Source organism: Anaerocolumna sp. AGMB13020 (assembly GCF_033100115.1).
Taxonomy (GTDB): domain Bacteria; phylum Bacillota; class Clostridia; order Lachnospirales; family Lachnospiraceae; genus Anaerocolumna.
On the sequence record NZ_CP136910.1, the window covers coordinates 3,061,846 to 3,081,879 of the forward strand.

Annotated in this window: 18 protein-coding genes; 14 read left to right on the forward strand and 4 right to left on the reverse strand. The window is 41.5% G+C overall.

All coding sequences use genetic code 11. The features are described 5' to 3' along the window. Nucleotides 1-5: 5 nt before the first annotated feature. Nucleotides 6-629, reverse strand: a complete 624-nt coding sequence (locus tag R2R35_RS12455; RefSeq protein ID WP_317730140.1) for a flavodoxin family protein — start codon at nt 627-629, stop codon at nt 6-8. A gap of 155 nt (nt 630-784) precedes the next feature. Here R2R35_RS12455 and R2R35_RS12460 point away from each other — a divergent pair, with 155 nt between their 5' ends. The 7 genes from R2R35_RS12460 (at nt 785) to rsmI (ending at nt 7,293) form a co-directional block, all read left to right on the forward strand. Next, nucleotides 785-2,200, forward strand: coding sequence for an aminotransferase class I/II-fold pyridoxal phosphate-dependent enzyme (locus R2R35_RS12460; RefSeq protein WP_317730141.1), 1,416 nt, complete (start codon nt 785-787; stop codon nt 2,198-2,200). A 43-nt stretch (nt 2,201-2,243) separates the two neighbouring features. Next, nucleotides 2,244-2,834 carry a guanylate kinase gene (locus R2R35_RS12465; RefSeq protein ID WP_317730142.1) on the forward strand — a complete coding sequence of 197 codons (591 nt, stop codon included), beginning with the start codon at nt 2,244-2,246 and terminating at the stop codon, nt 2,832-2,834. A gap of 165 nt (nt 2,835-2,999) precedes the next feature. After that, entirely contained in the window at nt 3,000-3,440 is a 441-nt protein-coding gene (locus R2R35_RS12470) for a YaaR family protein (RefSeq protein ID WP_317730143.1), read from the forward strand. A 78-nt stretch (nt 3,441-3,518) separates the two neighbouring features. Beyond that, entirely contained in the window at nt 3,519-4,511 is a 993-nt protein-coding gene (gene holB / locus R2R35_RS12475) for a DNA polymerase III subunit delta' (RefSeq protein ID WP_317730144.1), read from the forward strand. Nucleotides 4,512-4,696: 185 nt separating this feature from the next. Beyond that, the gene (locus tag R2R35_RS12480; RefSeq protein ID WP_317730145.1) at nt 4,697-5,605 is read left to right on the forward strand and encodes a PSP1 domain-containing protein; all 909 of its coding nucleotides are present in this window, start codon (nt 4,697-4,699) and stop codon (nt 5,603-5,605) included. A 3-nt stretch (nt 5,606-5,608) separates the two neighbouring features. Continuing rightward, nucleotides 5,609-6,430 (forward strand): tRNA1(Val) (adenine(37)-N6)-methyltransferase, encoded by an 822-nt coding sequence (locus R2R35_RS12485; protein WP_331670115.1) that lies wholly within the window; start codon nt 5,609-5,611, stop codon nt 6,428-6,430. A gap of 20 nt (nt 6,431-6,450) precedes the next feature. Continuing rightward, a complete protein-coding gene (rsmI, locus tag R2R35_RS12490) occupies nt 6,451-7,293 on the forward strand; it encodes a 16S rRNA (cytidine(1402)-2'-O)-methyltransferase (RefSeq protein ID WP_317730146.1) in 843 nt (280 codons plus the stop codon). Between the two features lie 656 nt (nt 7,294-7,949). Here rsmI and R2R35_RS12495 read toward each other — a convergent pair. Further along, complete coding sequence (locus R2R35_RS12495) at nt 7,950-8,207, reverse strand: AbrB/MazE/SpoVT family DNA-binding domain-containing protein (protein ID WP_033164152.1); 258 nt, start codon at nt 8,205-8,207, stop codon at nt 7,950-7,952. 380 nt (nt 8,208-8,587) lie between these two features. Here R2R35_RS12495 and R2R35_RS12500 point away from each other — a divergent pair, with 380 nt between their 5' ends. From R2R35_RS12500 to R2R35_RS12520, 5 genes are all read left to right on the forward strand, one after another. Continuing rightward, nucleotides 8,588-9,172, forward strand: a complete 585-nt coding sequence (locus R2R35_RS12500; RefSeq protein ID WP_317730148.1) for a nucleoside recognition domain-containing protein — start codon at nt 8,588-8,590, stop codon at nt 9,170-9,172. A 112-nt stretch (nt 9,173-9,284) separates the two neighbouring features. Then, complete coding sequence (locus tag R2R35_RS12505; RefSeq protein WP_317730149.1) at nt 9,285-9,812, forward strand: spore maturation protein; 528 nt, start codon at nt 9,285-9,287, stop codon at nt 9,810-9,812. 537 nt (nt 9,813-10,349) lie between these two features. After that, nucleotides 10,350-11,348 (forward strand): ABC transporter ATP-binding protein, encoded by a 999-nt coding sequence (locus R2R35_RS12510; protein WP_317730150.1) that lies wholly within the window; start codon nt 10,350-10,352, stop codon nt 11,346-11,348. Between the two features lie 16 nt (nt 11,349-11,364). Next, the gene (locus R2R35_RS12515; protein ID WP_317730151.1) at nt 11,365-12,168 is read left to right on the forward strand and encodes an ABC transporter permease; all 804 of its coding nucleotides are present in this window, start codon (nt 11,365-11,367) and stop codon (nt 12,166-12,168) included. A gap of 76 nt (nt 12,169-12,244) precedes the next feature. Continuing rightward, nucleotides 12,245-13,021, forward strand: coding sequence for an ABC transporter permease (locus R2R35_RS12520; protein ID WP_317730152.1), 777 nt, complete (start codon nt 12,245-12,247; stop codon nt 13,019-13,021). A gap of 29 nt (nt 13,022-13,050) precedes the next feature. Here the strand turns inward: R2R35_RS12520 and R2R35_RS12525 are convergent, their stop codons facing one another. Further along, a complete protein-coding gene (locus R2R35_RS12525) occupies nt 13,051-14,802 on the reverse strand; it encodes a DUF885 domain-containing protein (RefSeq protein ID WP_317730153.1) in 1,752 nt (583 codons plus the stop codon). A 215-nt stretch (nt 14,803-15,017) separates the two neighbouring features. On the opposite strand from R2R35_RS12525, the gene R2R35_RS12530 reads away from it, so the two are divergent. Together R2R35_RS12530 and R2R35_RS12535 are read left to right on the forward strand one after the other, a co-directional pair. Further along, nucleotides 15,018-15,401 carry a BlaI/MecI/CopY family transcriptional regulator gene (locus R2R35_RS12530; protein ID WP_317730154.1) on the forward strand — a complete coding sequence of 128 codons (384 nt, stop codon included), beginning with the start codon at nt 15,018-15,020 and terminating at the stop codon, nt 15,399-15,401. Beyond that, nucleotides 15,398-17,182 carry a BlaR1 family beta-lactam sensor/signal transducer gene (locus R2R35_RS12535; protein ID WP_317730155.1) on the forward strand — a complete coding sequence of 595 codons (1,785 nt, stop codon included), beginning with the start codon at nt 15,398-15,400 and terminating at the stop codon, nt 17,180-17,182. The genes R2R35_RS12530 and R2R35_RS12535 overlap by 4 nt, the downstream gene beginning before the upstream one ends. A gap of 2 nt (nt 17,183-17,184) precedes the next feature. On the opposite strand, the gene R2R35_RS12540 is transcribed toward R2R35_RS12535, so the two are convergent. Continuing rightward, nucleotides 17,185-20,031, reverse strand: coding sequence for a penicillin-binding transpeptidase domain-containing protein (locus R2R35_RS12540; protein ID WP_317730156.1), 2,847 nt, complete (start codon nt 20,029-20,031; stop codon nt 17,185-17,187). Between the last annotated feature and the right edge of the window lie 3 nt (nt 20,032-20,034).

Genomic DNA, 20,034 nt, shown 5'->3' on the forward strand with positions numbered 1-20,034 from the left:
TGCTGTTATCTTATAAAATTCGTAAAAATCCGTTCTTCTTTTTTAGGAAGAGGGATTCCGGTATTCTTACCTGCCTCGATACATTTGAGCAGCCATGCCATATTTCTGCCAAGGGTTCTCATAATCTGCATGCCTTCAATATCCTGCTTAACTTCTTCCGGAGTATTACCGTGTACCATATTCCAGTACTGTGAGGATACAATGGGCATACTTGAGATGGTAAAGTATTTGTTAAGCTGGTCAAGGGAAGCAGTGGAACCGGCTCTTCTTAGAGATACTACAGCAGCACCCGGTTTATATGGAAATCCTTGCCCGCAGTAAAAGAATCTGTCCAGAAAAGAGGTCATGGCACCACTTGCAGAGGCATAATGAACAGGTGCTCCAAAGATAAGACCATCTGCTTTTTCTGCCAGCTCGATTGCTTCATTTACCGTATCATCCCCATAAGCACATTTGCCGGGAAACTTATAACAGACACCGCAATCCATACAGCCTCTGACAGGTTTGCTTCCGATGTGAAAAATCTCCGTTTCTATTTGCTCCTCTTCCAGTGTTTTCGCAACTTCCTCTAAGGCTGTATAAGTACAGCCGTGTATGTTAGGACTTCCGTTAATTAATAGAACTTTCATATCAACTCTCCAATCTGCGTGCTTAAGCTTACATTTTTCGCTTTCATTTAATATTAGCACTTATATTCTCTGCGGAAAAGAGTAAAAAAGATTGTTTTTATTGATGGATTTGTTACAATGTAAGTAAACTTTTTGGTACGTAAGGCAGGTAAAAAATGAATCTATATGACAGCCTATTAAAATACAGTGAGGCCGGATACTATCCTATGCATATGCCGGGCCACAAGAGAAACAGCAGGCTTCTTGCCATGTGTGACCCCTATTCCATTGATATTACAGAGATAGATGGTTTTGACAATCTACACAGACCGGAGGGAATACTAAAGGTCGGAATGGAGGCTTGGTCCGATTTATATAATTCCCGTAAAACCTATTATCTGGTAGGAGGAAGCTCAGCGGGAATTCTTACAGGCATCTCTGCCTGTACCAGCCGAGGTGATAAGGTTCTCGTGGCAAGAAACTGTCATAAGTCGGTTTATCATGCCCTTTATTTAAGAGGTTTAGAGCCTGTATATCTTTATCCTCCTGTTATGAAGGAATTTGGAATTAATGGGGGAATATCCGTGGAACAGGTGGAAGAGCACCTTAAATGTCAGGGGGATATTAAGTTAATTATTCTTACCTCTCCCACATATGAAGGGATAGTATCAGATATCCGTGCTATTGCAGCAGCAGCTCACAGCTATGGAATACCTTTGATGGTAGATGAAGCACATGGCGCACATCTGGGTTTTCATAAAGGCTTTCCGGAAACGGCAGTCAGGCTGGGAGCTGACGTTGTGGTACACAGCATCCATAAGACCCTGCCAGCTTTTACCCAGACTGCGCTGCTGCATATAAATGGACATTTGGTGGAGGAGGAGAAGATAGAACGGTATCTAGCCATATACCAGAGCTCCAGTCCCTCCTATGTACTTATGTCAGGAATTGAAAAATGTCTGGAACTATTAAAAAATAATGGGATAGAATTGTTTGAGAGCTATGAAAAAATGCTCTGCGGCTTTTATCAGGAGGCTAAAGGATTTAAGAATATCAGTATTTTGACCGATAATACTGTTACCAGAGAAGGTTTTTACCGGTTTGATCCCTCTAAGCTTGTATTAAGCGTTAAAGGAACCAATATGACTGGGAAGGAACTTTATGAAGTACTGCTCCATACCTATAAGATTCAGATGGAGATGGTTTCTAAGGATTATGTTCTTGGAATGACCAGTATTGCTGACAGACAGGAGGGCTTTGACAGGCTGCTTGCTGCTCTGAAGGAAATCGATAGAAGGCTCGGCAAGGAAACCACAACGGACAGGGTTATGGAATATGCCCCCCCTAAAGCAGTGATGTCTTGCGAAGAGGCTCTGAATGCTCCTTTCAAGGAGGTTCTGTTATCAAACAGCGAAGGGTTCATATCTGGGGAATATGTCTACTTATATCCGCCGGGAATACCCCTTCTGGTGCCGGGAGAGAGAATTGAAAAGGAATTGCTTACACAGATTACCTCCTGCCAAAAACAAGGGTTATCCTTACAGGGGCTGGCAGATTACAGCGGAAACACAATAAGAGTCATCAGTATATAGTTCAAGTACAGGTATTAATAAGTTGGAAGGAAAAAATAAAAGTATGCATAAACTGTTTGTTGTAATGGGCAAGAGTGCAGCGGGAAAAGATACGGTATTTAAGGAGATCACCCGCCGGGCTCTTAATTTGAAAACGGTTGCCGGGTACACAACAAGGCCGATCAGGGACGGAGAAAAGAACGGGGAAGAATACTTCTTTGTTACCAAAGAGGAACTGGCGAGATTACAGAAAAATAATAAAGTAATCGAACATAGGGCCTATGAAACCATGCACGGAGTATGGGATTACTTTACGGTTGATGATGGACAGATTGATTTTAATGAGACAAGCTCTATAATGATTGGTACTTTGGATACCTATCGGAAAATTCGTGAATATCTGGGAAAAGACAGAGTGGTACCCTTATATTTGGAAGTAGAGGACGGAATTCGGCTGGAACGTGCTCTGGCCAGAGAAAAGACCCAGAAAAGACCCAAGTATACGGAATTATGTCGTAGGTTTTTGGCAGACGAAGAAGATTTCAAAGAAGAAAATCTCCTTGAGCTTGGTATAAATAAAAGATATAACAATGAAAACAGTGAAATATGTATCCTGAACATAGAAAAAGATATCAGGGAGAATATGGAAGATTAAAATTTTCCTATTTATTTTAATCTGATTATGCTATAATAAATCTGGAAATTGTCCGTTTCAGTTTAAGCTAAGCAGCAATTTCCATTCTAATAATAGAATTTAGAGAAATGCAGCAGCTATAGTAATGGAATCTATTTTACTGAAGAGGGGAGAGGAGTTAATTTTATGGATATTAAAGTTAATCAGTTACCAACCATAAACCAAGTTGAAGCGAAAGCACCTCTGTCTGAAGCAGATGGCTCCTTTAAATTTACTTTGATCAGTAACATTGAGGAACAGGGACTGAAAGAACGCTTGAATCTTATGATGGAGGACATTATTCAGCATGGTAAGAAGCTGGGGAAACATATGGATGTCCGGGATATGAAAAGGTACAGGCAGCTTATCAGGGAATTTATGAATGAGATTGTCAACCGTTCCCACAAATTCAGCAGGGAGAATTTTCTGGACAGAAGAGGCCGTCATCGTGTCTATGGCATGATAAAGCTTATCGATCAGAATCTGGACGAGCTTGCAATGGAATTAATCAAGGATGAGAAGGATACAATAGCCATTTTAAATAAAATAGATGAAATCAAAGGACTGCTGCTGGATATATTTGCCTGATAAATTTTCAATCGGAAAAGCACAGTGTGCTTTGGGATTAGTATTTGTAAGTCCCTCAAGGGGCAGATGGGAGTTATTGTGGCTGGATTTAAGCAAATAATTGGTCATGAGCAGATTGCCGGACATTTAAGGACAGCAGCCGGAACAGGAACCGTATCCCATGCATATATCTTTGCCGGTGAAGAAGGGATGGGAAAACATACGCTGGCTGCCGCATTTGCAAAAAGCCTGCAGTGTGAAAACCTGGAAGCGGACGGCGAAAGTTGCGGTATCTGTAAGTCCTGCCTTCAGGCGGAATCAGGAAACCATCCGGACATTATTTATGTAACCCACGAAAAGGCAAGTCTTGGAGTGGATGATATCAGAAGCCAGTTAAACAACGATATACAGATAAAACCCTACAGCGGAGACCGAAAGATATACATTGTGGATGAAGCTGAGAAGATGACGGAACAGGCTCAGAATGCGCTCCTAAAGACATTGGAATCCCCGCCGTCTTATGCTGTTATCATACTGTTGACCAATAATATTAACGCATTACTGCAAACGATTCTGTCAAGATGCGTGGTGTTAAAACTAAATCCAGTAAAGGAAGAGGATATTAAGAGGTATCTCATGGAGGTACAAAAGCTTCCGGATTACCAGGCAGAACTCAGTGCGGTATTTGCACAAGGTAATGTGGGAAAAGCCATATCCTATGCTTCAAATGAGGATTTTACCTCCATGAAGGACAAGCTCCTTCATTTGCTTCGATACCTTGATCAAATGGAGCTCCACGAGCTGATAGATGGTCTGAAGAATATTTCAGAGCAAAAGAACCGAGTTGATGAATATCTGGACATGATTACGCTGTGGTTCAGAGATGTTTTAATGTATAAGGTTACAAGAGATATCAACCTGTTAATTTTTAAAGGGGAATACTCAGAAATTACCAGGCAGGCCGGAAAGAGAAGCTATGAAGGTCTTGAGAATATTATTAAGGCAGTGGAAAGAGCCAGGATACGCCTTAATGCCAATGTAAACTTTGACATTGTAATGGAACTTATGTTTCTTACCATAAAAGAGAATTAAAAAATTGTTATTTTACATGTGTGAAAGCCTAGAAGCAAATGTGATATAGAAGATATTTCATGCCCTGATTTGTGACAGCACCAAATATGCAGGCAGTGAAGGCTTGCAAGGGAGCAAATGTGGAACATCCGTAAACAATTTTTAACATATAAATTGAGCGCGCCAAGGCGCAAATGGAGGTTAGTATGACGAATGTTATAGGTGTCCGGTTCAGAAGAGCGGGCAAGATATATTTCTTTGATCCTGCCGGTTATGAGATAAAGCAAGGGGACTATGTAATAGTGGAAACCGCCAGGGGTGTAGAATACGGACATGTTGTTATCGGCCCCAGGGATGTGGAGGAGAGTAAGATTATTCAGCCCCTTAAGCCGGTAATCAGAACGGCGACGCCCGAAGATAACGAGATTGAAATGAGAAACAAGATAAAGGAAAAAGAAGCCTTTCAGATCTGCCTGGAAAAGATTAAGAAGCATGAACTTGAAATGAAGCTGATTGACTCTGAATATACCTTTGACAATAATAAGGTGCTGTTCTATTTTACAGCAGATGGAAGAATCGATTTCAGGGAGCTGGTCAAGGATCTTGCCAGTGTATTCAAGACCCGTATTGAGTTAAGGCAGATTGGTGTAAGGGATGAGACGAAGGTGGTTGGCGGTATTGGTATCTGCGGAAGACCTTTATGCTGTCATACCCATCTTTCTGAATTTGCGCCTGTGTCCATTAAGATGGCAAAAGAGCAGAACCTGTCCTTAAATCCCACCAAGATATCCGGTGTATGCGGACGTCTTATGTGCTGCCTGAAGCATGAGGAAGAGGCTTATGAGGATTTGAACAGCAAGCTTCCTAATGTAGGAGATATGGTAACCACAGCGGATGGTTTACGTGGAGAGGTTCAGAGCGTTACCGTATTAAAACAGCTGGTTAAGGTTATCGTTACACTGGAGAACGACGAAAAAGAAGTTCGGGAATACAAAGCATCCACTCTTAAATTTACGGCAAGAAAACGCAAGGAAAGAGTTGCTCTTGATGAAGAATTAAGGGTACTTGAGATGCTTGAAATGAAGGAAGGAAAGTCCCATCTGGATGATGTATAAGCTATGAGCGATATGAGGAATACCCGGGAAGAAGGGCTGCCAAACTGCGATACTTCTTTGACAGAGAAAGAAGCGCAGCAGCAGGATACAGTGAATATCCTTCTTCCGGGGGAGAGAATAGATGAGTTGCAGCGTAATGGATATAAGATTATTCAGAACAGCAAGAAATTCTGCTTTGGAATGGATGCTGTTCTTCTTTCCGGCTTTGCAAAAGTGAAAGAAGGGGAAAGAGTAGCTGATTTAGGAACCGGAACAGGTATTATACCCATTCTTCTTGAGGCAAAAACAAAGGGAGAGCATTTTACCGGGCTTGAGATTCAGGAAGAAAGTGCCGACATGGCTAGAAGGAGTGTAAGGCTTAACGGACTGGATGAGAAAGTCTCAATTGTAACAGGGGATATTAAAGAAGCAGGCAGACTTTTTGGCGCTGCTTCCTTTCATGTTGTTACCAGTAATCCTCCTTATATGAATGATCTTCACGGGCTTAAGAATCCAGATTTGCCAAAGGCTATAGCAAGGCACGAAGTGCATTGTACGCTGGAGGATGTGGTAAGAGAGGCGGCAAAGCTACTGAAACCTTCAGGACGCTTTTACCTGGTACACAGGCCCTTTCGTCTGATAGAAATAATAAATACACTTACTGCTTATAAGCTGGAACCCAAAAGGATGAAGATGGTGCACCCTTTTCTGGATAAAGAACCGAATATGGTGTTAATAGAAGCAGTAAAAGGCGGAGGGTCTATGATCAAGGTGGAACCTCCCCTGATTGTATATAAGGAAGTCAATCAATATACCGATGAAATCTATGATATCTACGGTTATTAAGAAAGAAGGGACCATTGCAGATGACGGGAACATTATATTTGTGTGCTACGCCCATAGGCAATTTAGAGGATATCACCTTAAGGGTTCTGCGGATACTAAAAGAAGCAGACTTAATTGCCGCAGAGGATACCAGACACAGTATCAAACTGTTAAATCATTTTGAAATCAATACACCCATGACCAGCTATCATGAGTATAACAAAATAGAGAAAGGCCGTTATCTGGTCGGACTTCTGAAAGAGGGTAAGAATATTGCTCTAATTACAGATGCTGGAACGCCCGGTATTTCAGACCCCGGTGAAGAACTGGTTAAGATGGCATATGAAGAGGGGATTTTAGTTACCTCTCTGCCGGGGCCTTCTGCCGTTATCACAGGACTTACCCTGTCCGGATTATCCACTAGACGATTTGCTTTTGAGGCTTTTCTGCCCTCTGATAAAAAGGAACGAAATAATATCCTGAAAGAATTAAAGTCAGAGACCAGAACCATCATTATATACGAAGCACCGCACAGGCTTATAAAGACTTTAAAGGAACTCTCAGAGGCTTTGGGAGACCGCAGGGTTACGGTGGTAAGAGAGCTTACTAAGAAACATGAAACGGCTTTTCAGACAAGCTTACTTAAGGCCGTCAGCCATTACGAAGCGGAGGAGCCAAAGGGTGAGTGCCTGCTTGTTATTGAAGGTTTAAAAATAGAGGAGCTGCTGGAGCAGGAAAAGGAGAAGTTTCTGACGCTTTCTTTAGAGGAGCATATGAACCTTTATCTGGGTCGTGGAATGGATAAGAAAGAGGCTATGAAAGCGGTGGCAACAGACAGAGGTATTACGAAAAGAGAAGTTTATCAGATGCTTTTGAATGCTTAGAGGAATAATTCTTAGAAGAATATAAGTATTGGACTGGCTAAGGGGTGGGGGTTCAAAAGGGGACGGAAAATAACGCAAAACAGAAAAACTTATGCTTCGATTACAAGGCATAAGAAGTCCTAATTCTCTGAATATTCTGTGCTGGACATATTATAAAACAGACAACTCGCTTCGCTCAAACAGTCTGCTTTATAAGATAGCACAAAATTTTCAGAGAAAAGGACCTCTAATGCCTTTCCATAGGCGCATTCGTTCTTCTGTTTTGCGTTATTTTCCTGAAGTCGTATGAAAACAGGAGCTTTTAGTTTTGTACTGAGAGAGTTAAGGTTAAAAAATACATGAATTTAGTAATATTAGGGTTTAAATTTAAAAGCATTTTTCACATTTGCTTGGACATGCCGCGAATAGTTGGAGTATGGGTTTAGGCATTTTTCAAGGATACACAGATTATGAATACCTTGATTTGTGGTAGTGCCACCTCTGCAAGCGGGTATTGTAGGTAATAAGGTTCTTATTTTATACGTTTCCTTTATTTTAGATTTCATTTTAAATAGTTTTAAATTATTCAACAATAAGAAATATTTTATGCGCTAATATAAGAAAAAGCCTGAAGAAAAGCGTATCGCTTTTTCTTCAGGCTACTTCTTTGAGCTGTATTATTCGATAATACCTACTAATTTAGCAAGCTCCATAATAGAATCTTTTGAAATCTTCTTTCCGTGATAATCAATTAAGTTATCTTTGGAACCATTAAAGATATCTGCAGGCTCATATTTTCTTAATATGATTCTGTCCTCATCAACAAAGATTTCAAGGGGATCTCTTTCCCCTACTCCAAGTGTTCTTCTGAGCTCGATGGGAAGCGTTATTCTTCCTAACTCGTCAAGCTTTCTTACAATTCCTGTGCTTTTCATATATATGTACCTCCTACAATACTTTTATAAAATACCATACAAATATTAGAAAGTCAATAAATGAAATATTAAATCAAGCAATTATTTAGTATTTTATAGAAATAATTGTAATAAAAGTATTAAAAAGTAAAGAAAAATAAGTTTTGAGTACTGGATTTTAGCGGTTTAAAGGGGTGATGTGACCGTGTTTTCGCTCTTAATTTACATTTTATTCCTTGTTTCGATAAGTTTTTCGACAGGTAATGGAAATTAATGGAACAGCATCTTAAAAGACCATATGAATTATTTTTCTAACCCCGGAATATAGTATAGATAAAGAAAAGAAACAGGCAGTTACGCTATAGGCGAAATACCTTACTGCCGGGGTTAGGAGGTTTCTTATGTTGAATTATCTATGGGGCTTCATGATAATAATCGGTGTTGTAGTTGGGGCTTTAACGGGTAAAATCGACGATGTAAGCGCTGCAACCTTATCTTCTGCAAAAGAGGCTGTTGTTTTGTGTATAACCATGCTGGGGTTTACTGCCCTTTGGATGGGAATTATGCAGATAGCCAAAACAGCAGGGATTATCGACGCCCTGACAAAATTTATCAATCCGCTGTTAAGTCTGCTCTTTCCGAACATTCCGGATAAACATCCCGCCAAAGAATACATAGCTTCCAATATGATAGCCAACTTTCTGGGGCTTGGCTGGGCAGCAACACCCATGGGGCTTAAAGCCATGCAGGAGCTGAAGAAATTGAATCAGGACAGAGAGTCGGCCAGCTGTGATATGTGCACCTTTCTAATTATAAACATATCCGCGCTCCAGCTGATACCCGTAAATATTATTGCGTTCAGAACACAGTACGGCTCCGTTAATCCTACAGAAATTCTTGGAGCAGCCTTGGTTGCTACCAGTGTATCAACGGTAGCAGGTATAATCTTCTCATTGGTGGCCAGAAAACTGGCACATAACAAGTAATTGCTATGAAACAGAAGTAACCGGGTGCTGTTTATGCAGTTATTCAAACAGAGTAAAAAAGAAAGGATGCCAGGGGCAGGGCAGCTGCTTATAATGGCTTTGGGGTAGAAGCTTGAGATTTCTTTTATATATATCAGACTACATAATTCCCTTTATTATTTTTTACATAGTAGGTTTTGCATTATTAATGAAAACGCCAGTGTTTCAGGAGTTCACAAAAGGTGCTGAGGACGGCTTTAAAGTGGTTCTTGGTATAATGCCTACCCTTGTCGGTTTAATGGTCGCTATAGGCATTATGCGAGCTTCTGGAGTACTGGATATGCTGGCAGGATTCATCAAGCCATTAACGAATTTTCTTAATTTTCCTTCGGAGCTGGTGCCGCTTATTACGGTCAGGCTTTTTTCAGCTTCGGCAGCCACCAGTTTACTGTTGGATATCTTTAAGGAATTTGGTCCTGATTCCTATATCGGCAGGCTTACCTCCATAATCATGAGCTGTACAGAAACCATTTTTTATACCATGAGTGTTTATTTTCTGACGGCTGGTGTGAAGAAGACGAGATATACCCTGGCAGGGGCATTAACTGCTACTTTTGCGGGAATCATTGCCAGTGTATTTCTTACTAAGCTGCTATTCTGAAGTAGAGAAAGCAGTTGTTAGTCAAGAACAGCAGCTGTTGTTAAAAAAAAGTATTTGGCAGCATAGAAAATAAATGGCATCATACATAGGAATTTGATTTGAGAAAAGGGTAATTATTATAAGAATTAGAATTGACACATAATCCCATTAAGTATATAATAGAGTTCCTTTCGCAAAGTTCGTTTTACCATAACTTTTCTGGCAAAATCCAGGAAGTTGGACTTGGCAAGATATTATGAAGTTTGATTCATTTATGGATATTGTCCGGAAAATCGGTACAGGATATGAATAAAAATATTAAACCTGCAGAATTTACGGCAATGCCCTCTGATGATGAAAGATGAAAGATATTACTACCAGGAAACCTAAGTTTGTGACATTTAGAATGAAACACAAACTTTCTATATAAGCTGAATGATAACCGCTACCTTTTTCAGTATAAAATGCCAGAATATCTGGCGTTTTATATCCGGAAGAGGCTAATGCTATGTTCAACTTATATAAGTGCATTTTTCATGCACAGAAGAGGAGCATGTAATGATTGAGGTAAGTCATATTACCAAGACCTTTCAGGTTGCAAGGCGCAGTGCAGGTCTAAAAGAAGCCATGAAGGCTTTTGTGCACAGAGAGTATCAGGAGGTGAAAGCTCTTGATGATATTTCATTTACCATTGAAGATGGTGAGATGGTTGGTTATATAGGGCCAAATGGAGCAGGCAAGAGCAGTACCATTAAAGTATTGAGCGGTATTCTTACTCCGGATGGGGGAAACTGCTTGATTAACGGCAGGGTTCCCTGGAAGGAACGGGTACGCCATGTAAAGGAGATCGGTGTCGTATTCGGACAACGTTCCCAGCTTTGGTGGGATGTACCTATTTTGGATTCCTTTGAGCTGATAAAGGACATATATCAGGTGGAGGAGAAAGACTACAAAAAGAATCTGGAGGAATTAACGGAGCTTCTGGATCTGAAAGATATCCTCAGAACGCCGGCAAGGCAGCTTTCCTTAGGCCAGAGGATGCGGTGTGAGATTGGAGCTTCCCTTTTGCATAATCCCAAAATACTCTTTTTGGACGAGCCTACCATTGGGCTGGATGCGGTTTCAAAGATTGCAGTGAGGAACTTTATTTTGGAGAGAAACCGTGACCATGGAACTACGGTTATCTTGACGACCCATGATATGCAGGACATAGAAGCCCTTACCCAGAGAATACTTTTAATCGGTAAAGGTAAAATTCTTCTGGATGGCAGGCTGGGGGAAGTAAGGGAGCGTTTTTCCAGGGACAAGCTGATAACGGTGCAATACTCCGGTAAGAAGCCTGTTTTAAGAGATGGCATGACGGAAGCCTTAAAGGTCCATACCACGAAGGAATCCGCAATAGAGGGAATTCTTACAGTTGCAGTAGATACAGAGATTCTTAAAGTCTCTGAGGCGATTGCCTGCTTGACGTCTCAGACGGAAATATCTGATATTTCCGTGGCAGGAACATCACTTGATGAAGTGGTCGTACAGCTTTATAAGCAGTATGAAATATAGAAAGGCGGTGTTCTGAGTGAAGAAATATCTGTCTTTTTTTCGAATACGGTTTACCAATGGGCTTCAATACAGAGCGGCTGCCCTGGCAGGTGTAGCAACCCAATTTGCCTGGGGAGTCCTGGAAATATTGATGTTTAAGGCTTTTTATTCCTATAATCAGGAGGCCTTTCCAATGGATTTTTCCGCACTTTGTTCTTATATCTGGCTGCAGCAGGCCTTATTATCCCTATACATGGTTTGGTTCTATGAAAATGAGATCTTTGACATGATAATCAGCGGTAATGTGGCTTATGAGTTATGCCGCCCCATATCAATCTATAAGATGTGGTTCGTAAAAAATATGGCTTCCAGGTTGTCAAAGGCGGCACTGAGGGCTTTTCCTATTCTGCTGGTAGCGGCCTTTCTTCCGGCTCCCTATGGCCTGGCTCTTCCGAAAGACATAACGGCAGCTCTATGGTTTCTGTTTTCCTTAACTGCTGCTTTTCTGGTGGTAATTGCTTTCTGCATGATTATATATATTTGCTGTTTCTACATGGTTTCCTCCCTGGGGATACGAATAGTGGCGGCTGCTTTGGCAGAATTTCTGACCGGCGCAGTTATACCTCTGCCCTTTTTTCCGGAGAAGGTCGAAAGAATCATAAGATTTCTACCTTTTGCCTCCATGCAGAATCTGCCCCTAAGAATTTATAGCGGAGATGTCTATGGTGTACAGTTGTATGAGGGAATCCTCTTGCAATTATTCTGGCTGATGGCAATGATTCTTGTTGGGAAGATGCTGCTGTCCAGAGCCTTAAGAAGAGTTACTGCCTTTGGAGGCTAAGTTAAGGACAGGGCGGGAATATAGAGACTTGAGATAGAAATTCGGGAACTGAAAGAAATTACAAAAAGGAGGTCATATGGGACTCTATTTAAAATATCTGTCCATTCAGGTCAGAAGCGCCATGGAATACAAGACTTCATTTATTCTGACTGCTTTGGGGCAGTTTCTTGTATCGTTTAATGTTTTTCTAGGCATATATTTTATGTTTCAGCGCTTTCATGAGGTAGAGGGTTTCACCTTTCATGAAGTTCTGTTATGTTTTTCGGTGGTTCTAATGCAATTTGCTCTGGCGGAGTGTTTTGCGAGAGGTTTTGATGCCTTCCCATCGGTGTTATCCAGCGGAGGCTTTGACCGTATAATGGTGCGCCCCAGAAATGAGATTCTGCAGGTTCTGGGTACCAAAATAGACCTTACCAGACTTGGACGTATGTTACAGGCGGTAATTATGTTTATTTACGGGGTATATAAGAGTGAAACAGATTGGAATGCATTAAGGATAATAACTTTGATCTTTATGATGGTGGGAGGAGTCGCAGTCTTCTCCGGTTTGTTCTTGCTTTATGCTGCTATCTGCTTTTTTACACTGGAGGGGTTAGAATTTATGAATATTCTGACTGACGGAGCCAGAGAGCATGGGAAGTATCCAATTGCAATCTATGGTAAGAAAGTGCTTTTATTCTGTACCTTTATAGTACCCTATGCCCTTATCCAATATTACCCTTTACTGTATGTGCTGGGTAAATCGGATAAGAGCTGGTATATGCTTCTTCCTTTAATTGCGGTACTGTTTTTGATTCCCTGCTATCTTTTCTGGAAGTTTGGCATGAGGCACTATAAATCAAACGGTTCGTAGCTCTACCTTTTGGAAGGTTGGTTTGTGGCTTAGTTCTGTGCCTTAATCCAGCCTTCCAGGTATTTGTTAATAATTTTAAACTGGGCGGGTCCGATGTCCAGAACGAATTTATGAAAGTCTTTTATATTAAATTTGCTGCCAAGACTTTCTTCGGCAGTATTTCTTAGCTCCATAAATTCCAGATACCCAACACCGTATTGTGGATAAAGAGCTGGCTCTTCTACCATTGTTGTGAATAAAACCTGGGCAGTGGACTTATCGGTAATACCAAACTGCTTCAGATAAGAGGCGGTCTGTGCTACAGTCCAGCCTTCATAATTTACCCCCAAATCCAGACGGCAGTATAAGGCCATATTAGCTGCCATGCTATGATCTAAGTAAGAGGAGGCGGCTTCTGCAAATCCAGCCATATGATAGGAATAGAATTCCACATAGGTTGCCCAGCCCTCTGCATAGCCGCTGAAGTTCAGCAGGCTTCTTAAAGGGAGTGGATTGGTATTTCTGAAATAAACAGACTGGTATAAGTGTCCGGGGTAGCCTTCATGGGCCAACGTACTGAAAATCTGCTGATGGTCATAAGCAGGATTATTGTTTATATAGATTACATTGTTGTTATAATTATCAATTGCCGGTACCAGGTACATAGCCGGGCTAAGGTAATCCTCCAGGGACTTATGTACATATTTCACGGTAAAGTTTACATCCGGAGCCACCGGAAAATCTTTCTCTATAGCACTTCTAAGATATTCAAGTATCTCTTTCGGCTCTGACAGCGGATAGGAAACGGTGGAGGCTTCTTCATAGAGCTTTGGGTCTTTGTCTACCAGATCGTTAAGAGCAGTCAGGTTACTGGTTATGGAGTCATCAAGTAATTTGATGAGCTCCTCCGGTGAGCGGGAGGTTCCAGTGCCGGAGGCCAGGAGATAACGATAATACTCCTTACCCTTTGGCAGGTTGGCAAGACCCCCTTCGTTTACACCTGTTCCCTTTAAGCCTTCTAAAGTATCAATTAGCAGCTGATAAGCAGGTATTACGTTTTTAAGGACAGCTTCCTTATTTTCTTTTTTGTAGGATTTTATCTCAGCTTTTGTAAGTCCTTCATAGCTCTCAATCTTATCGTTGAATACGTCTATCAGATAGTTGTTTTCAGGGTCTTCAATAAAGGATTGGCATTGTTTTAATATGCTGTCGGCTACGGTGTCACTCATAAACAGGCCGGCTTTTGATTTCTGCTGTTCAAAGAGACAAATTTCCTCAAAGTACTCCGTAATTTGCGGCAGCAGCTTAAGGTAAATGTCAATGTCATCCTTGGTATAGAAATTGTATTCGGCCAGCAATACCGGTAACTGCGCCTGAAGACCGGTGGTAGGTCCCAAAACCTCATTGTATAGCAGGTAGGATCCGCTGTTAAGCTCTAACTTCCAGTAGCTGGATAATATATCATAAGTTAGCTTCTGACTGGTATTTAAGTTGCTGTACTCAAACTTTTTAAGAGCAGCCAGATAATTTTCTGCAGTGATGAGAGATTTCTTCATTTCGCCGATGGAATAGCGGCCAAAAGTAACAGGATAACTATCTATACCGTAATTCTTGGGATTGGCAACAGAGAAGTTAAGGGTTAAAGTATCCTGTGTCACTTCCGCCTTAAATACATCATTGGTAAAGCTGTCGAACTTGGCCCGTGTGGTTTCCGCATTATCCTTTTTGCCGCAGCCTGTTAACGCTGACACCAGTAATAGTACGGTAATCAGAAACGGAAACAACTTCTTTCTTTTTTTCATATACTTCATACCTTTCTTTGGGTAAATAGGATTATCCACCAGATTATGCAGGCCAGCCCTGCACCTGAGAATAAAAATCCTGTAATAATACTTTATGTTAAATAGATCAAAACCATTCATGAAATCAGGTTAGATGAAAGCTTTCTATTGCTTGACATGCTGTAATACCAAGGGTATAATCAATTTATTACAAATGTAAGAATTAGGGAGGCTTTATGAAAAAATTACCTCAGATATCAGAAGCAGAATATGAAGTTATGAAAATTATATGGAGATATGCACCCATCAGCACAAATGAGGTAACCGAGAAGCTGACAGCTGAAACCAGCTGGAGTCCTAAAACCATACAGACAATGTTAAAAAGGTTGGTTCAAAAAGAAGCCATAAGTTTTCATAAGGAGAGCAGAGTATTTGTTTATACACCATTAGTGAAGCAGACAGAGTATCTGGAGCATGAAAATAATCATTTTTTAAACCGTTTTTATGACGGTAACCTGACCTCTATGTTAACCAGCTATCTGGGAAGTGACAGTATCACGGAGAGAGAGCTGGAAGAGCTTCGCAGTCTGTTAAAGAAGACGAAAGGAGATAAGAGATGATAGCAGGTTTTATGGTTCGCTTTGCTATTGCAGTACTGGTCATTTCCTTTCTTGTACTACTGATTATCGGTGTTAAAAAAATTGCAGGAAAAAAATTGTCTCCCAGAACACATTATCTTATCTGGTTCTTTCTGCTTATTGCACTTACAGTACCCTTTCTGCCGGGAATTTCTTTATCCTATGGCAGCAGCTTTTTTCCAAATTTAAATACCACCTTATCCCCTTCCCCAAGGAGCCTGACAGAGGAGGAAAAGGTTGTGGAGACAGCTGATAGAGGCTGGATGAATAATTTTGTGGTTTCAGTCGGACAGGAAAGGGAATCGGTCGTTTATCTCATAGTAGGCCTTGTGTGGATTTTGGGTATTCTGGTTATGGGAACGGTTACCATAGCTTCCTTTCTGCGGCTTAAGAGGCTGTTTGAGGCTTCCCTGCCCTTGCAGGATGCAGTGATAAGAAGGTTATTTGAAGAATGCAAAAAAGAGGCAGGTATAAAAAAGAAGATTGAAATATGTAGCAGTGCTTATATAAAATCCCCCATTGTCCTTGGTACCTTCAAACCAGCAGTGATTTTGCCTATTCAGGCGGTAAAAGAGCAGAGCCCTGAGGAAATCAGGTATATTCTGCTACATGAGTTGATGCATTGCAGGTACCTTGACATACCCATAAATTATTGGATATGTCTATTAAGAGTTCTCTACTGGTTCCATCCGCTGGTATGGTATGCATTAAGGGAAGTGCAAAATGACAGGGAGGTTGCCTGTGACGCTTCAGTACTGACACTGGTGGGAGAGGAACAAGCCCAGGCTTATGGCGAAACATTGATTTCATATGCCAGAAGTGTGTCTTATCCTCGCTTTTCCACTGCCTCTGCCATGGGAGGTTCTTCAAGACAGATAAGCAGACGTATTAAAAATATTGCAGCCTTTCAAAAAGAAAGTATATGGGGACATCTTAGAAGCAGGGGGATTCTACTGTTAGTGGGAGCAGCAGTGCTTGCTGTTCTGCCGGGACTCACTACGGCCGCCTCCGATGATGAGGTAAGACTTCCGGATTCCTATAAGGTAGAGAATAGTCTGGGGACCTATTTCGCAGGTTACGAGGGGAGCTTTGTGATGTATGACCTAAACCAGGAGACATATACTCTTTATAACGAAAAAGATGCCATAAAGAGGGGCTCTCCGGACTCCACCTATAAAATATACAGTGCTCTTTTTGCGTTGGAGAAGGGCGTTATAACCGGAGAGAATTCAAAGCTTGGCTGGAATAATACTAAATATCCTTTTGATTCCTGGAATAAGGACCAAGACCTGAAAACTGCCATGAAATATTCTGTTAACTGGTATTTTAAAGCCTTGGATGAAAAATGTGGATTACCATATCTAAAAGAAAAGTTTGAAAAAATTGGCTATGGTAATAAAGATTTGTCAGGAGGAATATCCGGCTACTGGATGGAGTCTTCTCTTAAGATCTCTCCCCTTGAGCAGGTAGAACTGCTGACGGCTTTTTACCGTAACGATTATGATTTTAATGCAGAGAATATAAAAACGGTGCAGGAGGCAATGTTTCTCGGAGAAACAGAGGAAGCCGCCCTGTATGGTAAAACCGGAACCGGAGCAGTGGAAGGAAAAAATATAAATGGCTGGTTCCTGGGTTATATAGAAGACCAGAATAACCATTATTTCTTTTCTGTAAACCTGCAAAAGGGAGCTGACTGCAGCGGCAGTCAGGCCGCAGACATTGCACTCAAGATACTGAAAGGTCTTGGGATATATGGAAATTAAATTCAGTCGGTTCGTTGTGCAGTATTGCTTATAGCTTTTCCGTTTAATAGTGCTGCTGCCTCTTCTGGCTTAAAATAACAGGTTATAACATCCTTCGCTACACCAACAGCATTACTGGAATAATAACCATTTGCTATTCTGACGGCAATAGATATTTCAGGAGTATCACTTGGGGCATAGCCGATAAACAGAGCATGGTTTGGCTTGGTCTTAGATTCCTGTGCTGTGCCGGTTTTCCCGGATACAGAGACATCCATATCCTTTAACAAGGTATTGTTTTGAGCATATTGCAGCATTCCTTGTGTAAGGGTATCCCAACTGGATTGTGAGAGTTGGACTTTTTCCTTTGTTTCAGGTAAGAAGGAACTTTCGGTCCCGGTGCTGCTGTCTGCTATTTTATCCAGCAGTGACAGGCGGTAGGCGGTACCTTTTTCTGCCAGGATATTTACATATGCAGCCAATTGAACTGTGGTATAGTTATGAGTGCCCTGACCAATGGAGGAAGGTATTGCATAGTTGTTTGTTACCTGAGGCAGGCTTTCATTTATTTCTATACCGGACTTGCTATCCAGATGGAACAGGTTTGCATATTTCTTTAATTCCTTAAGAGCCTGCTCTTCAGAATAGGTGTTGTTATCCTTACTGCCCAGTCGGTAAGAAATCTCGCACAGATAGTCATTGCAGGAGTTCTGGATGGCTTTTGCAGGATTTTCTATTATACCATGTCCGCTTCTTTTCCAGCATCTGAGGTGGGGAGAGCGTTTATCAAATACACCGTCGCAAAAGACTGAGGTGGCAGGTGTTATGACCTTTTCTTCCAGTCCGGCAGCTATGGTAATGGGCTTAAAGGTTGAGCCGGGAGCTGTCAGCTGTTGGGTGGCACGGTTATAAAGCGGCAAAGACAGGTCCTTTAACAGATAACTGTAGTAGGTTCCGCTTTCCTGCCCGGACAGGAGATTGTTGTCATAACCTGGATAGGTTACGCAAGCAAGCAGTTTGCCGGTGACCGCCTCTGTAACCACCACAGAACCGCTACAGGGTTCCAGGGCCAATTGCGCCGGGGTTATTTCGAGATTCTGTATTTTTTTTCGAATAAAAGAGTAAGGGCTTAATTCATTATTTATTAAACGTTTGTAATCCTCGTCTTCCTTTAAAACTCCCTGCAGGTATAGGAGCTGGCAGATTTCCAGGGGAGTAATCAGGTTGGTTTTTAGCATCTGCTGATAGACCAGTTTATGAAACTCCGTATCAGCAGTAAGGGTATTAGCCGCTTTTTCTGCCAGTAGCAGGGCAGCTTCTTTTGCATCAAGGTATTTCTGGTCTCGGGTTAGGGTACTGGTGTTAATCCAGTCAGCTTTCACCGCGGCTAAGAGGAGTTCCATAAAGGAAAGCGTTCCTTCCTCCCATTGAAGCCAGAGATCTGATTTCTTAGGAGAAATATCAGGGAGCAGGAAAGGGGATGCCTCAGTGAAAAGAATGTCAGCTAAATAGGCTTCATAAAGCTGGCATTCCTTTGATAAAGCATTAAAAGGTATGGCAGTTTCAGAGACAGAGGTCAGATTTTTTAGTATTTCTTTTAGTTTCCTTTGAAGCCGTTCGCTGATTTCTTTTTCTAATGGTGAGAGATCTGTAGTTTCGTTTGAGGAGAGCTGCAACAGGTTGTTTTTAATAAAAGCATAATATACATCATAAACCGGTATACGGATGTCGGAGGAATCTGACAGACCGGTTTTATTAAAATCTACAGCATCTATGAGATTATCCAGCAGAATACCTGCGATATGCTGCTCAAGAAGTTGATAAGCGGCTGTCTGCAGATGGTAGTCAAGACTTAAATAGACGTCCTTGCCAGGCACGGGGTCAGTTACAGAAAGGATATCTTGTATTCGGCCAGCCTGATTAATGGCTACTTCCTTTGTGCCATTACTGCCTTTTAGATCCTCCTCCATGTATTTTTCGATTCCGTCCTTTCCGACGATGGAGTTTATAGTATAGTCTTTTCCGGCTTCCTTGGTTTTATCAAGTTCCTCCGAGGAAATATTACCCGTATAACCTATAATGTTTGAGAAGGCCTCACCACCCTCATAAACGCGTATACTTCCGGTATCTATCTGCACACCTTTTAGAACAGAGCTGTTTTCCAGTATATCTGCCACGGTCTGCTCAGATACGTCCCTGGCAAGGGTCAAAGGTATAAATTTTTGGCTGCTGTTCTGCCATAACATATAGCGAATCCCCAGTAACTGAAGCAACTCTTCTTTCTCATAACGAGATGAAAGACCATATTGGTTCAGCTCAGCTTCTGTATAAATGTCCAGCATATCTTCATAGATACCGAATTTATTGCAGAGATACTGGGAGAGTTCCTCTGAACCTGTGCCGGCTTCTTTTTTTGTCAGCTTATCCGGGCTGGTCTTTCCAAAGATATCAGCCCGCAGACGGTTCAGCCTGGTACCATCGGTTGTAAAGATATATTCGCTGTTTGCATTAAGAGCTATTGGTAAGGTGTTTTCAAGGGTTTCTCCATTTTTTCTAAAAATTTTGATAAGACCAGAAGCAGTTCCATTTAAGGCAAGCTGCCGTTCTCTGCTGCTGTCATATTCTGTGTTGTCCTCCAGGGTAACAAAATAAGCCGTCCTGTTGCCCGCCAGGAGTAAACCGTTTCTATCATAAATATTCCCCCGGGTGCTGTTCACGAGAATCTCCTTCTTTTTTGTATAAATGCCCGTATTAAGGTCATTTTCCTTCAAAATCTGCAGCTGGTAAAGGACGGTAATCAGCCACAGTATAAGAAAAAGAAAGATTGCAGCTATCGGTATAAGCCGTAGGTTTTCAGATTTTGATTTCATTAA

Coding starts and splice junctions, on each gene's coding strand:
- R2R35_RS12495 (WP_033164152.1), bottom strand. CDS start 8,207: ATGAAAAGCACAGGAATTGTAAGAAAGCTTGACGAGTTAGGAAGAATA.
- R2R35_RS12500 (WP_317730148.1), top strand. CDS start 8,588: ATGTTGAATTATCTATGGGGCTTCATGATAATAATCGGTGTTGTAGTT.
- R2R35_RS12540 (WP_317730156.1), bottom strand. CDS start 20,031: ATGAAATCAAAATCTGAAAACCTACGGCTTATACCGATAGCTGCAATC.
- R2R35_RS12480 (WP_317730145.1), top strand. CDS start 4,697: ATGACGAATGTTATAGGTGTCCGGTTCAGAAGAGCGGGCAAGATATAT.
- R2R35_RS12485 (WP_331670115.1), top strand. CDS start 5,609: ATGAGCGATATGAGGAATACCCGGGAAGAAGGGCTGCCAAACTGCGAT.
- R2R35_RS12465 (WP_317730142.1), top strand. CDS start 2,244: ATGCATAAACTGTTTGTTGTAATGGGCAAGAGTGCAGCGGGAAAAGAT.
- R2R35_RS12535 (WP_317730155.1), top strand. CDS start 15,398: ATGATAGCAGGTTTTATGGTTCGCTTTGCTATTGCAGTACTGGTCATT.
- R2R35_RS12530 (WP_317730154.1), top strand. CDS start 15,018: ATGAAAAAATTACCTCAGATATCAGAAGCAGAATATGAAGTTATGAAA.
- R2R35_RS12455 (WP_317730140.1), bottom strand. CDS start 629: ATGAAAGTTCTATTAATTAACGGAAGTCCTAACATACACGGCTGTACT.
- R2R35_RS12520 (WP_317730152.1), top strand. CDS start 12,245: ATGGGACTCTATTTAAAATATCTGTCCATTCAGGTCAGAAGCGCCATG.
- R2R35_RS12460 (WP_317730141.1), top strand. CDS start 785: ATGAATCTATATGACAGCCTATTAAAATACAGTGAGGCCGGATACTAT.
- R2R35_RS12510 (WP_317730150.1), top strand. CDS start 10,350: ATGATTGAGGTAAGTCATATTACCAAGACCTTTCAGGTTGCAAGGCGC.
- R2R35_RS12525 (WP_317730153.1), bottom strand. CDS start 14,802: ATGAAAAAAAGAAAGAAGTTGTTTCCGTTTCTGATTACCGTACTATTA.
- R2R35_RS12470 (WP_317730143.1), top strand. CDS start 3,000: ATGGATATTAAAGTTAATCAGTTACCAACCATAAACCAAGTTGAAGCG.
- rsmI (WP_317730146.1), top strand. CDS start 6,451: ATGACGGGAACATTATATTTGTGTGCTACGCCCATAGGCAATTTAGAG.